The sequence below is a fragment of the Streptomyces avidinii genome (assembly GCF_045161815.1).
GTDB lineage: Bacteria > Actinomycetota > Actinomycetes > Streptomycetales > Streptomycetaceae > Streptomyces > Streptomyces avidinii.
On the sequence record NZ_CP108863.1, the window covers coordinates 8,430,834 to 8,443,577 of the forward strand.

A 12,744-nucleotide genomic window follows, 5' to 3' on the forward strand; every position below is an offset into this window, starting at 1 on the left:
CGACGCTAAACCTTCAACCCGACTCGAAGGTCAAGACCGCGTCCCCGAGGCACCGGCTTCATCTACGGCACGAGGTCGCCCGGGGAAGACACCACGGGCACGCCTGGCCCCGTCCGTCACGGCCCGGCGATTCCGGTGATCACCGGGTCCCCGAGCGGGGCGGCCTCCGCCGTCAGGCCGACGGAGCGGAGGGCCGCCGTGGCCAGGTCTCGCGCTCGGGCCTCAGCGGTTGCGGTATCGGCGGCCTCGACCTCGAGGCGCAGGCTGAAGGCCGACGACTCCGGGTAGAGGGTGAGGAGGTCCAGGTCCTCGGCCACTCCCAGGTCCGTCTCGCGCGGGTCCGATCCGCGCAGCGCGCGGGTGAGTTCCGTGCGTGCCTCGGGCGTCAGCTCGGTGAGGAGGGTACCGGGGAGAGTGACGACGTAAATGGTCATAGGGACACAGATGCCCCGACATCGCGGTGACACTCGCGCCCCGCGTCCCATACCGACGTTTGGCCGAAGGCACATTTCCTGCACCGTTTGCTCGTGGCCCGCCGCGCACGTCGGCCGCCGCGAGCTCCGACGCCCGCCCGACCCGCGTCAACGGCATGCCGGCGGGCCGCCGTACCGCGTACCCGGTCAGCGGCCGCTCTGCCGAGCCACCGCCCGGGTCCAGCGGTCGCCCTGGTCCGCCGGGGCTGCTTCGCGCAGGGAGGCATTGTGCTCGCCCTGCCGGGAGTCCTCGGCGTCGTCCAGCGACGGTGTGTCCACGTGGACGCTCCCCGGCAGCATCCAGCGCTCCTCCTTCTCCCCCTCCTGCGCGCCGCGTGCCACCGCGATCACGTACGAGCGGCCCTCGGCCATCCGAGTGCTGTCGCCGTCCGCGTACACGACGCTCACCGTCACTGTGGCCGGCGGCGTTCCCTTGAACGCCTTCTGCACCTGGGCCCGGTAGTCGACCCGGACCGGCCCGCCTCCGAAGAGCGGGGCGTGCTCGCTGCTGCCGGTGATTCGCGCCCACACCAGCTCGTCGGCGTGGCCGGCCACCTCGCGGTCGTCGGTGGCCCGGTAGCCGACGTCCGCCGAGGAGGTCGGGGGCAGGCCCGGCTCCAGTGCGACCTTCGCGGCGCCCAGTGCGACGGCGGTAAGGACGAGCGTGGCACCGGCCAGCGCCCACGTCTTCTTCTTCACGGTCATCATCCCCACAGCAGTGCGTAGTTCTTCTTGTCCTGGGTGGTCGGCGCCGACGCCATGTCGCCGGTGTGCGGTGCCATCACCGTGGCGTACTTCGACGGGTCCTTGTGGCAGAAGCCGAGGGCGTGGCCCAGCTCGTGCGCCGCCGTCTTCCGCCTGGCCTCGGTCGTCGTCAGGTTCGCCAGGTTCAGCCAGATCACGTCGGTGCCCGGCCCGTGCTCCCAGTACCCGTACAGGTCGCGCCACTGGCCGTCCGTTCGGTTCGTGTCCTTGAACTCGACGTCGGCGTAGCTCGTCGCCCCGTCCTTGCGGATGCTGATGGTGCCCAGGCTCCAGGACCGCACTGCGTGCGACAGGGCGTCGTCAAGGCTCGTCGCGTCGTCGTACGTGAGCTCTCTGCCGTCGACGGAGGAGTTGCCGCGGGAGTCGGTGGCCCGGCCACCGGAGTACTTCGTCCAGCACGCGGCGTAGGCCGCGGCGGCCGGAACGGAGGGACGGTCCCGAGCCGGTGGAGGTGCAGCCGCCGTCGGCCCGGCGACCAGCACGACGACCGTGAGCACCGTCCGTAACTGCTTCATGCCGACACGGTAGGGCGCGGGTTCCGGGCCGAATCGTTTCACCCCGCCGGCGTCACCCGGACGAACCGGGCCCTCTGCCGGTTCGGCCGGTGCGCCCCCGCTACGGGATCATGCGGACCGGGTGGCACCCGCCCATACGGCCGGCTTGCGCTCCGCCCAGGGCGCGGCCTTCTCCAGTTGCGCGGCGAGCCGGAACAGCACGTCCTCGCGTCCGTAGCCCGCGGCGAACGAGCGAGCACTCGGACGAGGGACGGGCCCAGGTGCTCGGCGTGGCACGTTTCATCGCCGAAGGGCTGCCGGACATCGCCCGGAGGGGCTGTCCCTTCGTGAACTCGATCGCCGGCCTGCCCGACCCCGGTCATCCGGCCCGTCGGCTGATCGAGAACCACAAGGCCGATCAACGGCGTCGCCTCACGGCCATGTGCGAGCGGGCCGGCGCGCCCGCACCCGATGACGTCTCCGCAGAGATCACCTTCCTCCTGGAAGGTGCCCAGATCAGCGCGCAGAACGGCAGCGTCGACCGCGCGGGAGAAAGGCTCGTGGTCGCGGTCTCGGCGGTCCTGGACCGAGGGACCGCGGTGCGGGAAGGGTGAGCCGCACGGGCAGGAGGGAGACACTCCGCTCGTGAGCCGCTCGATGCCTTCGAGGGCGACCGATCAGGCTCCGGGGTGCCGGTACGGCTGCTGCGGCTGCGGCTGCGGCTGACCGTACGCCTCACCGTCGGGAGCGGCTGCGGATTGTGCCTGTGATTGCTCGGCCCAGTCCTTGGCCACCTCCTGCTGCATGCCACAGAACGTGCACTGGGTCGCATACCCCGTCGAGACGGGGAACAACGGCACGAAGAACAGCGTGAACTTGGTGACGCGCTTCGTGAGCGTGTGCGCGGCGGAGTAGCCGCAGTGACGGCACACCAGTGTGAGGATCGCGAGCCGGTACAGGTATACCTTGGTGCCAAAGATGATCATCAGTTCGGCCCTTCTGGGCTCACTGCCCACCGCCGGGCGGGAGACGGACGCTGACCGAGATGCTCTCTCACATTTTCCCAGAGGGCCCCTGGCGGCGCCGCCCAGGAGCCCCGACTCGTACGCGGATGAGCCCCCGACCGCCTTGCACGGCGGGGTCCTGTCCCGGTTCTGGTCACCCGGCCTTGTCCGAGCGGAAGGCGCGCCGGTAGGCGGCGGGCGTGGTGCGCAGGGCCTCGTGGAAGCGGCGGCGCAGATTGACCGCCGAGGAGAGGCCGACCCTGCGCGCGATGGTCTCCACGGGCAGGTCCGTCTCCTCCAGCAGCGCCCGGGTGGCGGCGATCCTGCGGTCGAGCAGCCAGCGCCCGGGACTGATGCCCAGCTGCTCGGTGAAGCGCCGGGTCAGCGTGCGGGCCGAGACCTGCGAGCGGATCGCCATCTCGGCTACGCTGACGGGCTGGTCGTACCGCTCGGCTCCGCGCTGGTCGGTGCCCGGCTCGGCCCGAACGTGTACGGCCTGGCCGTCTCCTGCCTCGGCGCCGGGACGGTACTGGGCGGACTGCTGGCCATCCCGCTGGCCGCCGGTACCGTGGCGATGGCGCTCTACACGACGCTGCCGCTCTGCGTCGCGCTGGGCGCCGACCTGCCGCTGCTGCTGGCGGGGCACGTTCTCGGCGGCGCCGCCATCGCGTTCTGGTCGGTGATGTGGGCGACGAGCGTGCAGACCCACACCCCGCCGGGTGTGCTCAACCGGGTTACGGCGTACGAGCTGGCCGGCTCGGTCTCGGGGATCGCACTCGGCCAGATACTGGCGGGACTGGCCACCGCACTGGCCTCCCCGAGCCGGCTGCTGCTCGTGTCGGCGGGTGCCTGCCTGGTGGGCTGTGCGGCGCTGTTCGCGATCCCGGCGATCCGCACCCTGCACCGGGCCGCCCCCACGCACAACGGCGCGGGACCGACCGCCGTACGGGTCGGGCGCTGAGCGAGCGCGGCCCGCCGGCGTCCGGCCGCGCGCCGGGGCAAATGCGGGAGAGTGCGCCCGCTCCCGCACGCCCGGCGCGCACCACCGACCGGCCGCGGAAGCCGGTCCCGGCCCTGCCGTCGCGGGGCCCGAACACCCAGGGAGATTGTCACTCTATTCCCACCTAAGGATGGCTTGCGTAGGTACGTGGATCTTCGCGTGCTTATGCTTCACCCGCTATGACGGAAAGTCAGAACTCCCGCACGTTACGTAATTCAGCCGACGTGGTCGTCCTCGGCGCCGGTCCCGCCGGACTCGTCCTCGGAATCCTGCTCCACACCGCCGGGATCGACTGCGTGATCCTGGAACGAGCCTCCCGCACCCACGTTCAGACCCGAGCCCGCGCCGGCTTCCTCGCCCCCAACACCGTGCGCATCCTGGACCGCCACGGCCTCGCCGACGGCCTGCACCGGCACGGCCGCCGCCACGGCACATGCGAATTCCGCACGGCGGACGGCCGGTTACGCCTCGACTACGGCGCCCTCGGCCAGGGCGAGCAGCATCACGTCTACCCGCAGCAGAAGCTGGTCACGGACCTCCTGACGCACTACCTCGGCCTCGGCGGACGCATCCACTTCCACACCGAGGCACTCGTCGTGAGTGACGCCGACGCCGTCGCCGACGGAACCCAGCCGTCCGTCACGGCGCGCGAGCCCGACGGCCGCCCCACCCGGTGGACCGCCCGGTACGTCGCCGGCTGCGACGGCCGGTACGGGGCGGCCCGCCGCTCACTGCCGCCGGGAACCGTCCGCCGCCACCACCACGACCACGGCGTGACCTGGCTCGGCCTGCTGGCCGAGGCCCCGCCGAGTCTCGACGCCGTCGGCTACGCCATCCACGACCGCGGTTTCGCAGGACACATGGCCCGCACGCCGGACGTCACCCGCTACTACCTCCAGTGGCAGCGCGGCACACCCGCCGACGCCTGGCCCGAGCAGCGGATCTGGGACGAGCTCGACGTCCGGATGCGCGCCGCGGACCACGGCCCGCTGCGACGCGGCAGACTCATGGAACGCGGGGTCTTCGACCTGACCTGCGACGTCATCGAACCGCTGCGTCACGGCTCGCTCTTCCTGGCGGGCGACGCGGCGAGTCTGCTCGCCCCGGCCGCCGCGAAGGGCGCCAACCTCGCAGTCCTGGAAGCCGAGATCCTGGCCGAAGCCCTCACCGGCGCCCTCACCCGGAGCGACACCGCGGGACTCGACAGGTACTCGGACCAGTGCCTGGCGCACATCTGGCGGGCGCAGGAGTTCACCGGGTGGATGACCCGGCTCCTGCACGCGACCCCCGACCGGGATCACGATGGCGGATCGTTCTTCCACGCCGCCCTGCAGCGTTCCCGGCTCGCTTCGCTGCGCACCTCGCGCATCCACCAGGACTGGTTCGCGGAGAACTACGTCGGCGTGTGACCGCCGCGGCTCCTCTGCACCGCCTCCACCGCCTCCACCGCCTCCATCGGCTCCACTGCCTCCACCCGCTTCGCCCTGCCCAGCCCCGTACCGGCCCGAGGACACCTTCACGATGACGACCACCCTCCCCGACAAAACGTTGCTCCTGGACGACACCGCCAGCCTGCGCGCGGCAGCCCGGTTCGTCCGCGAGCACGACAGCGCAGCCCTGCTTCCCCTGCTCCTGCCCGGCCTCGGCGGCCCGGACCTGCAGGCGCTGGCCGGGCAATGCCGGTTCACCCACGCAGGGTTGCTGCTCTTCCCGCCGGACGCGGAGAGCCTGCGGGCCCAACTCGCCGGCTGTGGACTGACCGTGGACACCCCGGCCCAACCCAGCGTGGTGGTACGGGAACGCCTCGCCCGGCGCCACCGGCGCGACCCGGCCGAGCTCGATGTGCAGATCCTGCGCCCGCAGGTGCACGGTTGCGGCGGGGAACTCCGCGCGGTCGAGGTGTTCGCCCTGACCGTGCCCCCGCACTCCGGCCTGGAACCGATCGCCGCGTACGAACGCACCCGCCAGCACGAGGCGCACCTCGCCTTCGAGATCGAGCGCCCGCAGACGCTGGCCCTGCGCGGCCTGTGCGCCATCCTCGTCCGCCACGGTGCGTGGCCCGACGGCGGCGGCTACAACCCGCACGAGGACGGTACGGTCCTGTACTTCACCCTCCCCGCCGACGCGGCCTGCGACTACCGGCGGCTGGAACTCTACGCACGCGGCGACCACCGGGACACACTCGCCGCCCACCTGGACCCCGACGCACGCCGGGACGCGCGGCAGCCCGCCGAAACGCTCCTTCACCTCCTTACCGGCGCATGGACGACACAGGCACTCACCGCCTTCGCCCGGCTGGGGCTGCCCGACGCCATGGACACCCGCACCGCCTGCCGTATCGAGGACCTCGCCCGGCTGACCGGCACCGACCCCCGGAGTCTCGCCGTACTCCTGCGCTACCTCGTCATGCTCGGCGCCGTCACCAGGACCCCGGACCCGACCCTGGCCACGGCCCATGAGCAGCAGGTGGAGCAGGTGGAGCAGGAAGAATTCCGCCTGACCGAACTCGGCGCCCTGCTGCGCGCGGACACGCCCGGCTCGATGCGACCGCTGGCCCTGATGTACGGAGGCCCGTTCTACCGTTCCTTCAGCGGCCTCGACCACGCCGTGCGGACCGGACAGCCGGCCTTCGACCGCATCTTCGGCGAGAACCACTTCGACCACTTCGCCCGCGACCCCGAACTCGCCTCGCTCTTCGACCGGTCGATGGCCGCGAGTTCCCGGATGTTCCAGCCGCTCCCCGCGCACCCGGTCATCGCCGCCGCGGCCCAGGCACCCGCGCCCGCGACCGTCGTCGACATCGCCGGTGGCAACGGAGAGCTCCTCGGTCTCCTCCTCACCGCACACCCGCACCTGCGCGGGGTCCTCCTGGAACGCCCGCACGCGGTCGAGGCCGCCCGCCACCGGCTCGACGCCTCGGGCTGCGGCCTGCGCTGCGACTACCGTGCGGGAGACTTCGCCGACGTGCCGTCCGGCGGCGACGTCTACGTCCTCTCCCGCGTCCTGCACGACTGGGACGACGACCGCTGCCGCGAGATCCTGCGCCACTGCGCCCGCGCGATGCCCGCCCACGCGGACCTGCTCGTCGTGGAACGCCTCCTGCCGGTCGACGATTCTCCCTCGCTGGCCACCGCCTGGGACCTGCACATGCTGTGCAACGTCGGAGGCCGCGAACGCCGTGCCGACCACTACGCGCGCCTGTTCGCCGAGTCCGGCCTCCAGCTCGTCGGCCACAGCCCACTGCCCCTGGACGCACACGTCCTCCACGCCCGCAGGGCGGCCGCACCGGACCCCGTCGTCCGACGGAGCTGAGCGGGTACGGCCGCCCCTCCTCCGCCCACCGGTCCACGCGTCTTCATCCGATAGCCCCGCCGCGGCCGTTCGCCGCGCGGTACGGTGCTTCCCGGACCGTTGCGATCGGCGGGCGGTGGACGTGGGGCGTGCCCGGAGTGCCGGACCGGGCGGAACGGGGCTGCGCATGCCGACGACGGTGGTGGGGTTCCGGCTGGGTTGCGACGGCAGAGGCCGTCAGGTGACCGTGTTCGTCTCGCAGGCCGGCGTCCTGTACCGGTCGGCGGGCCCGTACGGGAAGCGGCCGGTGCTGGTCCGGCCCGAGGTCTCCCCGGTGGTCGGCAACCCGTCCGCGCCGAGGCTCGCGGGCGAGCAGCCACTGGCCAGGCCGATCAGGTCGCTGCGTGAGCAGCACGCCGAATGCCTCAGGCACGGCCTCACGCGCGAGCTGATCCCGCCCGTCGTCACGTCCCTCGCGGTCGAGGAGGACCTCCCCGCCGTGCTGCAGGGGCGGCCGCGGCTGCCGCAGCAGAAGCTGACCGACGCCTTTCTCGGTGCCGTGCACCGTCCGGCCGGTTCTCTGGAGGACGCGATCCGCCAGTTCCAGGCGGTGCTCGGCCGGCCCCGGCGCCCGGCTCCGGCTGCGGTGCCGGGGCAAGGGCGACCAGGACCGGAACGCCCGCTCTCGCCACGGGCGCAGGCGATGCTGCGCGCTCTCACCCACCACCGGGTACTCACTCCCGAGGGGCAGTTGGAGGTGGGCTGGTCCGTCACCGGGGACGGCGTGCGCCTCCACACCGAAGGGGCCGAGCACACGCTGGACCGTCCGGCAGCCGCCGAACTCCACGCCGCCCTGACGGCCTGGCTGCGCTACACCGACCCGTCGTAGGGCCGATCCGGGCGACGGTGAGCAGGAGCCGGTCGGTGATCCCCATGCGCCAGTGAGTGCGGGCCGGCACCCGCCACTCGTTCACGACTCACGTGCTACCGGCGCGGGGTGGGGCGTGCGGGCGGCAGGGCGCGGTGGATCAGGCGGAGGGCGAATGAACTCGGGGGCTGCCAGACGTGACGGTCGTCGAAGGACCACGCGTAGGTCAGCGCCCCGTCGCGGATGCAGTCGAGCAGGCCGGGCGCTGCGAGTTCGTGCGCCGACCACGCGTACAGCTGCTGCAGTCTCGGCGCGATCACCCCGAAGTCGAGGAGGCGGCCGAATCCCATCTCCCTGTTGAGATGGGACTGCACGCTGTCGTGGAGCGGATATTCGTCCGGGAGCACGCGCGACAGCTGCAGGAAGATACCGGTCATCTCCAGTCTCGGGTCACCGAGGATCGGAGCGAGCGGACGCAGCCGGCCGAGGGCGATGCGAGGCGCTGCGACGAGGGCGTGGGCGTAGAGCACGCGGCAGAGGACGACGTTCATGAAGAACCGCTCGGTCTCGTTCTCCGCCTCCGCGAGGTCGCGGTTCTCGAGGTACGCCGCGACCACGCTCCCGTTGTGCGCCCGGTACCAGGCCCGGGCCGCCGGGTGGTCGGCGAAGGACAGCCAATGGTCGACCGTCCGCGAGGAGGCGGGCCCGGGCAGGCCGCCGCTCAGGCCCACCGCCTCGCAGCCGTCACGAAGGATCCGTTCGTTCACCGCCCGCCACCACGGGCTGCCGGGCCGGTCGCCCGACATCGGCTGCAGCACGCCCCGCCGCAACTGCCAGCGCATGAACGACATCGCCGCTCGCCGGAACGGCAGGTGCCGGGGTGCCTTGCCGAACGGACCGTAGTAGCAGCGCTCCATCAGGGACATCCGCCCGGCAGGGTCATCGCGGACCGCCGCGACCTGCTGCCCGGCCCAGGCAGCGGCCGTGACCTCAGACATCATGCCGACAGACTGTCACAACCCCCGGAGTCGCCGCCGTAGACCTGCCGGGTCAGGCCGACGGGGTGAGCACCCACAGGCGGTGGTCCCAGCCGACGTCGCGGCAGTCGCGCACGGCGAGCCCGGCCCGTTCCGCCAGCGCCGTCACGTCCTCGACCGAGCGCAGGCCGGAGCCGAACGCAGCCGTGAGCCGCAGGTGGTGCAAGGCCGCGTCGATGTCGTCCGGGTCGGCCGCCTCCACCTGCTCGACCAGGACCAGGGCCCCGTCGGCCGGCAGCGCGGCCGCGGCCTCGGTCAGGGTCAGCACCGCGTCCTCGTCCGGCAGCCACTCCAGCAGCCGGCACAGCAGCAGCGTCCCCGCACCCGACGGCACCGGATGGGTCTGCGCCACGAGCTCCACCCGGGGCAGTGCCTCCGGTTCGAGGAGCTGCTCGCCGAGGACGTTCAGCACCGACGGCAGGGCGGCGAGCCGGACCCGCAGGCCGGGGAACTCCTTGACGAGCGCGTTGACGACCGTGCCGGCGCCGTTGCCCGACGCGCCGAGGACGTCCACCGCCGACCAGTCGTAGGCACCGGCCACCCCGGTCGAGACCCAGCGGGCCTCGTCCTCGATCGCCGTACGGGCGGAGGCGGCAGCTCCTGGCGGTGGCTGTCCTCGCCGACCTCGACGAACACCCGCGCCCGGGTCCCCGCGGGCATTTCCGCCAGCCACCGGCCGATCGCGGGCAGCGCCGTCTCGTCGCCGATCACCAGCAGCCAGTCCGCCCCCTCGGGGTGGCCGTGCGACATCTTCGGCCCGGCGATCCAGGTCACCTGGCCCGGAGCGGCCTGCTGCGCCCAGGACGAGGCGATCCCGCCGTCGTGCCGGACGAAGTCGAAGTCGATCTCTCCGGCCACCGGGTCGAACCGCACCGGCGTGTAGTCCTTCGAGATCGGACGGCCGTCCGAGGGCCAGTCCAGGCTGCTCACGTTCTGCCGGGGCAGCACCGGCTCCCGGCCCTCCTCGGCGAAGAAGAACTTCACGTGGTCGTCGAAGCCCTCGGTGCACAGCGGCGGGAGGGACAGGCCCGCATGTTCGACGGCGTGCAGCTGCGGCCCGCCGAGGGTCACCCGCCGCATCCCGGGCGTGACGTCCGAGACGCGCAACACCGTCAGCTCCCTGAGCACGATGGGGAAGGTGACGACCGAGCGGGTACTACGGGTGGACATCTGACTGCTCCTTCACATCCGGGCCGGTGGATCCGGGTTGCGGCCACGCTACGTCGCCCCGCGCACGCCGCATCCAACCCGCGGGCCACGTCACTGGCACCGTGCGCGCAATCCGGATACCCGGTTCCACGTCCGGTGCGCACGCTTCGATGCCGCCGACCCACGGGGCTCCAGCAGCCTCCCGGCACCGGGCCGGGCCTTGGGGCTGGACCTCAAGTGCGCTTGAGATTTTACGGTGTTGGGCGGCAGGGGATTTCGAAACAGCGAACGGAGCGCATCCGTCATGGAGTACTCGCACACTGACGCCGAACTGGTCCGGCAGCCCATCGGCTACTGGAGCCGGGCCGCCTCCGACGCGGTCGTCAGCCGGATCCGGGCCGTCCTCGCCGGCATCGGCACCACTCAGCCGCAGGCCTGGATCCTGGCCCGGATCGCGCATGCCGGAACACCGCCGACCCGCGACGGAGTGACCGGAGTGCTGAGCGGCTACGCGGCGGCGGGCATCGACGACCTGGACGAGGAGATCGACGCCACCGTCGCCCGGGGCTGGGTCACGCAGGACGCCGAAGGGCGCCTCGAACTCGGTCCCGAGGGAAAGGACTTCTACGCCCTCCTGGTCGCGACGCAGGCGGAGCTGTGGCAGGAGCGGCACCGGGACATCCCGGACGAGGAGTACGTGCTCACGCTGAAGGTCCTCCAGCGGTTCATCCACAACACGGGCGGCCGGGCCTGGCACCACTGACCGGGGTGGCCGGCACGGGGTGACTGGCTCGGTAAACGCCCCCGGGCGGGTGGCTACGGCGGCTCCTTCTGGCCGGCACCTCATCCGCCTTGGCGCTCAGGCCCAGGGCCTTCGCGGCCGTCTTCAGCCGGTCCTGCCAGGTGAGGGTGTCGGCGTGCGCCTTGGCGGTGAAGGTGACGACCGGGCGATTGGCTGCAGATTCGCGTAGTCGGCGTCCATCTCCCACGTGTTCATACCGAGGATGATGTCGGGAGCCTCGGCCGCGATGGCCTCGTACGCGGTGCCGTCGGTGTCGTCCTAGGTCTTGAGTTTGCCCGCGCCGGGCTTGTCGATGGCGTGCTGCTTGTACTCGGGCACCTTGGCGCCGTTCTCGCGTTCGGGGTGATGACCGGGCCGATGCCGAGGGCCGGCGCGATCGCGGTCGCCGCCGGAGACCGTCGCGACCTTCAACGGCTGCTTCTTGACCTCGGTCTTGCCCCACGCGCTGGTGAGCGCGATGGGGAACCCGGCGTTCGCGTCGGCGCCGGCCGCGGTGAGGGCGGCCAGGGCGACGGACCGGTCGGCGCCCACCGACCGGACCGCGATGGGACCGCTGATCAGCGAGACGAAACCGATCGGGCCCGTGACACTGGTGGCGAGAGCGGCCGCCGCGGCCCCGACCAGCAGGGCCGCGATCCGGGCCGCTGCCACCCGGGTGCCGAGCCCCAGGACGACGACCCGGAGGTGTTCGCCGCACTGTCCGCCGGGCACCGCAACTGCCTGCCGCCGCCCCAGCCCACCAGCCACACCGCCGGCGCCGTGGCGCGGGAGCTGGCCCGCACCCCGAGTGACCCGGGCACCGCGACCGAGTGGGCGGAGAACCTCTGCACGAGCTCGACCAGCCTGCGCCGGGCCTTCCGTGCGGAGACCGGCATGGCCTTCTCCGAGTGGCGCACCCGGCTCCGGCTCAACCACTCGCTGAGCCTGCTGGAACAGGGCCAGTTGGTCAGCACGGTCGCCGCCCGGGTGGGGTTCGTCAGCACCAACGGTTACATCCTGGCCTTCCGCCGCCACTTCGGGCAGACGCCGGGCGCGTACGTGCGGAGCTCGCTGGACCGGTCGGCGTAGGAACGCGGCTCGGGGCCGCCCCGTCGACCGGTCCGGGTGGACAGGAGCGGGCAGGGCTGGACAGTGGTCGGCCGCGCAGGGCCTGGCGGGTGGACACCGACCGACATGAGTCTGTGCGCCATGAACGTTGCACGTACCCGGACGGACCCGGCCCGGGCCGGGTCCGCCCCCGTACTCGCTTCCGTACTCGCCCCCGCATCCCTACCCCGAGGAGCTTCCACCATGACGTCCCGCGCACTTCGTGCCATGACCGTGCTGACCGCCACCGCGGTCCTCGGCGCCACCGCCTCCACCGCCTACGCCGCTCAGCACACCGACCGCCGTACGCCGGGCATCGTCGGCGCCTGGGCCCGCGCCTGGAACGGTACCGATCCCCAGGCGCTCGGGGCCGTGTTCACCGCCGACGGCGTCTACACCGACGAGGCCGTGGCCGTCACCTTCCGCGGCCGGAAGGAGATCTCGGGGTGGAAGGCCCGCGCCGACTCCCTGATCGACAACGTCCACGTCACCGTCCGCACCGCACGCCTGGACGGCCACCGTGTCACCGTCCAGGCCGTCTACTCCGGCCACCTCAAGGGCGCGCCCAAGCCCTTCGCCGTGCCGATGACCACCGTGCTCGACCTCGACAGGAACCACTGCCGGATCGCCTCCGACAAGGACCACTACAGCCTGGCCACGGTCCTCGCCCAGTCCGGCCTGCCCGCCGACTGGACCCCGTCCGCCGCCTGATCGGCCGGCGCACGGTCCGGCCGAAACGGACCTGCCCCGTCCCCGGGGTCACAACCCGGGTACG

General features: G+C 72.3%; 15 protein-coding genes and 2 pseudogenes. 8 read left to right on the top strand and 9 right to left on the bottom strand.

Translation table 11 applies throughout. The annotated features are described in order from the left end of the window. Nucleotides 1-116: 116 nt before the first annotated feature. The 3 genes from OG373_RS38225 to OG373_RS38235 all read right to left on the bottom strand — a co-directional run bounded on the left by OG373_RS38225 (nucleotide 117) and on the right by OG373_RS38235 (nucleotide 1,753). Complete coding sequence (locus tag OG373_RS38225) at nucleotides 117-434, bottom strand: hypothetical protein (RefSeq protein WP_397739248.1); 318 nt, start codon at nucleotides 432-434, stop codon at nucleotides 117-119. Between the two features lie 186 nt (nucleotides 435-620). After that, nucleotides 621-1,172 (bottom strand): hypothetical protein, encoded by a 552-nt coding sequence (locus OG373_RS38230; protein ID WP_405443407.1) that lies wholly within the window; start codon nucleotides 1,170-1,172, stop codon nucleotides 621-623. Between the two features lie 5 nt (nucleotides 1,173-1,177). After that, complete coding sequence (locus OG373_RS38235) at nucleotides 1,178-1,753, bottom strand: hypothetical protein (protein ID WP_405443408.1); 576 nt, start codon at nucleotides 1,751-1,753, stop codon at nucleotides 1,178-1,180. A gap of 269 nt (nucleotides 1,754-2,022) precedes the next feature. Here OG373_RS38235 and OG373_RS38240 point away from each other — a divergent pair, with 269 nt between their 5' ends. Beyond that, nucleotides 2,023-2,346 (top strand): hypothetical protein, encoded by a 324-nt coding sequence (locus tag OG373_RS38240; RefSeq protein ID WP_405443410.1) that lies wholly within the window; start codon nucleotides 2,023-2,025, stop codon nucleotides 2,344-2,346. 63 nt (nucleotides 2,347-2,409) lie between these two features. Here OG373_RS38240 and OG373_RS38245 read toward each other — a convergent pair whose 3' ends face one another. Together OG373_RS38245 and OG373_RS38250 are read right to left on the bottom strand one after the other, a co-directional pair. Beyond that, a complete protein-coding gene (locus OG373_RS38245; protein WP_405443412.1) occupies nucleotides 2,410-2,718 on the bottom strand; it encodes a zinc-ribbon domain-containing protein in 309 nt (102 codons plus the stop codon). A gap of 172 nt (nucleotides 2,719-2,890) precedes the next feature. Then, nucleotides 2,891-3,166, bottom strand: a pseudogene (locus OG373_RS38250) (helix-turn-helix domain-containing protein); the annotation flags it as partial. 57 nt (nucleotides 3,167-3,223) lie between these two features. On the opposite strand from OG373_RS38250, the gene OG373_RS38255 reads away from it, so the two are divergent. From OG373_RS38255 to OG373_RS38270, 4 genes are all read left to right on the top strand, one after another. After that, complete coding sequence (locus tag OG373_RS38255; protein WP_405444392.1) at nucleotides 3,224-3,697, top strand: hypothetical protein; 474 nt, start codon at nucleotides 3,224-3,226, stop codon at nucleotides 3,695-3,697. Nucleotides 3,698-3,915: 218 nt separating this feature from the next. Then, the gene (locus OG373_RS38260) at nucleotides 3,916-5,145 is read left to right on the top strand and encodes a 4-hydroxybenzoate 3-monooxygenase (protein ID WP_405443413.1); all 1,230 of its coding nucleotides are present in this window, start codon (nucleotides 3,916-3,918) and stop codon (nucleotides 5,143-5,145) included. A 112-nt stretch (nucleotides 5,146-5,257) separates the two neighbouring features. Next, nucleotides 5,258-7,048: a methyltransferase gene (locus OG373_RS38265; RefSeq protein ID WP_405443415.1), complete on the top strand. Its 1,791-nt coding sequence runs from the start codon at nucleotides 5,258-5,260 to the stop codon at nucleotides 7,046-7,048. 166 nt (nucleotides 7,049-7,214) lie between these two features. Continuing rightward, nucleotides 7,215-7,916 carry a hypothetical protein gene (locus OG373_RS38270; protein ID WP_405443417.1) on the top strand — a complete coding sequence of 234 codons (702 nt, stop codon included), beginning with the start codon at nucleotides 7,215-7,217 and terminating at the stop codon, nucleotides 7,914-7,916. 95 nt (nucleotides 7,917-8,011) lie between these two features. Here the strand turns inward: OG373_RS38270 and OG373_RS38275 are convergent, their stop codons facing one another. The 3 genes and pseudogenes from OG373_RS38275 to OG373_RS38285 form a co-directional block, all read right to left on the bottom strand. Further along, nucleotides 8,012-8,896, bottom strand: a complete 885-nt coding sequence (locus OG373_RS38275) for a hypothetical protein (RefSeq protein ID WP_405443419.1) — start codon at nucleotides 8,894-8,896, stop codon at nucleotides 8,012-8,014. A 49-nt stretch (nucleotides 8,897-8,945) separates the two neighbouring features. Next, complete coding sequence (locus OG373_RS38280) at nucleotides 8,946-9,605, bottom strand: methyltransferase (protein ID WP_405443420.1); 660 nt, start codon at nucleotides 9,603-9,605, stop codon at nucleotides 8,946-8,948. After that, nucleotides 9,539-10,102, bottom strand: a pseudogene (locus OG373_RS38285) (siderophore-interacting protein); the annotation flags it as partial. The gene OG373_RS38280 and the pseudogene OG373_RS38285, both read right to left, overlap by 67 nt. 283 nt (nucleotides 10,103-10,385) lie before the next feature. Here OG373_RS38285 and OG373_RS38290 point away from each other — a divergent pair. Continuing rightward, the gene (locus tag OG373_RS38290) at nucleotides 10,386-10,844 is read left to right on the top strand and encodes a MarR family transcriptional regulator (protein ID WP_405443422.1); all 459 of its coding nucleotides are present in this window, start codon (nucleotides 10,386-10,388) and stop codon (nucleotides 10,842-10,844) included. Between the two features lie 297 nt (nucleotides 10,845-11,141). Here the strand turns inward: OG373_RS38290 and OG373_RS38295 are convergent, their stop codons facing one another. Next, nucleotides 11,142-11,594, bottom strand: coding sequence for an iron chelate uptake ABC transporter family permease subunit (locus OG373_RS38295; RefSeq protein WP_405443424.1), 453 nt, complete (start codon nucleotides 11,592-11,594; stop codon nucleotides 11,142-11,144). Here OG373_RS38295 and OG373_RS38300 point away from each other — a divergent pair. Together OG373_RS38300 and OG373_RS38305 are read left to right on the top strand one after the other, a co-directional pair. Continuing rightward, nucleotides 11,568-11,951: a helix-turn-helix transcriptional regulator gene (locus tag OG373_RS38300; protein WP_405443426.1), complete on the top strand. Its 384-nt coding sequence runs from the start codon at nucleotides 11,568-11,570 to the stop codon at nucleotides 11,949-11,951. The two genes, OG373_RS38295 and OG373_RS38300, sit on opposite strands and share 27 nt — an antisense overlap. A gap of 222 nt (nucleotides 11,952-12,173) precedes the next feature. Continuing rightward, on the top strand, nucleotides 12,174-12,680 hold the full coding sequence (locus OG373_RS38305; RefSeq protein WP_405443428.1) for a nuclear transport factor 2 family protein: 507 nt from the start codon (nucleotides 12,174-12,176) through the stop codon (nucleotides 12,678-12,680). Nucleotides 12,681-12,744: the final 64 nt, after the last annotated feature.

What these genes read in the sequence shown, in the direction of transcription:
- OG373_RS38225 (WP_397739248.1), bottom strand. Translation starts at nt 434, where the DNA reads ATGACCATTTACGTCGTCACTCTCCCCGGTACCCTCCTCACCGAGCTG.
- OG373_RS38235 (WP_405443408.1), bottom strand. Translation starts at nt 1,753, where the DNA reads ATGAAGCAGTTACGGACGGTGCTCACGGTCGTCGTGCTGGTCGCCGGG.
- OG373_RS38245 (WP_405443412.1), bottom strand. Translation starts at nt 2,718, where the DNA reads ATGATCATCTTTGGCACCAAGGTATACCTGTACCGGCTCGCGATCCTC.
- OG373_RS38260 (WP_405443413.1), top strand. Translation starts at nt 3,916, where the DNA reads ATGACGGAAAGTCAGAACTCCCGCACGTTACGTAATTCAGCCGACGTG.
- OG373_RS38265 (WP_405443415.1), top strand. Translation starts at nt 5,258, where the DNA reads ATGACGACCACCCTCCCCGACAAAACGTTGCTCCTGGACGACACCGCC.
- OG373_RS38270 (WP_405443417.1), top strand. Translation starts at nt 7,215, where the DNA reads ATGCCGACGACGGTGGTGGGGTTCCGGCTGGGTTGCGACGGCAGAGGC.
- OG373_RS38275 (WP_405443419.1), bottom strand. Translation starts at nt 8,896, where the DNA reads ATGATGTCTGAGGTCACGGCCGCTGCCTGGGCCGGGCAGCAGGTCGCG.
- OG373_RS38290 (WP_405443422.1), top strand. Translation starts at nt 10,386, where the DNA reads ATGGAGTACTCGCACACTGACGCCGAACTGGTCCGGCAGCCCATCGGC.
- OG373_RS38305 (WP_405443428.1), top strand. Translation starts at nt 12,174, where the DNA reads ATGACGTCCCGCGCACTTCGTGCCATGACCGTGCTGACCGCCACCGCG.